The following is a 970-nucleotide window of genomic DNA, read 5'->3' as shown; positions in this document are numbered from 1 at the left end:
CACCTCTGTATACAAATAATAGATAAGGATGGCTCTCATGCCGTAGTATGAAAAGCGCTCCCAAAATTCAGTGAAGAATAAGGTGAAGAGTCCGCGGGGATGTCCAAAAAACCCCTTTTGCGGAATGTTTTGAAAAGTTTCTTTTTGATGGTTTGACATTCGCAATACTCCTTCTCTTTCTATGTCTATTATAAAAATCATATTCTTATATAATGTTCGTGTCAATACACCTTCAATCGATTTGAATTTTTGATCGATGATGCCACAAGTTGTGAAGCGCTTTACAAGCGGATAGAAAAAAATTTTGGGAGAAAATTTGGATTGAAAGATTTTTTAATAAAATTTTATCTATTTATGTACAAGCGGATTTTACTAGATTGGCATATATATAAAGCAAACCGTTTTACAAAAGGAGGCTGAAAACAGCGTGCAGCAGCAACCTGATGAAATGAGAATGACAGTGGTTGACGCGACAAAGTTCGGCGCTGTCGGCGACGGCAAAACAGACTCCACAAATGCGATCAACGAATGTTTGGCATGGACAAAGTCGATGGGATACAACACGGTGTGGATACCGAACGGCACGTACATGATTGACGGGACGAAAAACGGCGACCCGCGGGCTCCGTTTCGCGGCGCCGGCATCAATGTTCCCGGCAATATTGAAATTTTGATGGACGCGGAGGCTGTCATCAAGGTAAAGCCGAACAGTTCATGGGGATACGCTGCTTTTTATATAGGCGGAACATCCGATATAAAAATATCCGGAGGCAGCATCATTGGTGAAAGAGATAAACACACATATACACCGGCCCCGAGGCCGACCCATGAATGGGGATTCGGAATTTGCATCGAAGGGGCGTCAAATGTCGTCATTGAAAACGTGAGAATAGCCGATTTTACAGGAGACGGAATCATTATCAGCAACGGAGGAGAAGGGTATAGACCGTCAGAGCGTATTCAGGTAACC

General features: G+C 43.1%; 1 protein-coding gene and 1 pseudogene. One reads left to right on the top strand and one right to left on the bottom strand.

Going from position 1 to position 970, the window contains the following annotated elements; all coding sequences use genetic code 11:
* Positions 1-159, bottom strand: a pseudogene (locus ACWHAR_RS23865) (MFS transporter); the annotation flags it as partial.
* Between the two features lie 289 nt (positions 160-448).
* Here ACWHAR_RS23865 and ACWHAR_RS23860 point away from each other — a divergent pair.
* A partial coding sequence (locus tag ACWHAR_RS23860; RefSeq protein ID WP_452088039.1) for a glycosyl hydrolase family 28-related protein occupies positions 449-970 on the top strand: 522 nt, incomplete at its 3' end.

The sequence above is a fragment of the Bacillus sp. LR--39 genome (assembly GCF_053613335.1).
Note: the sequence above shows the minus strand (reverse complement) of the source record. Positions and strands in the feature narration are given on the sequence as shown.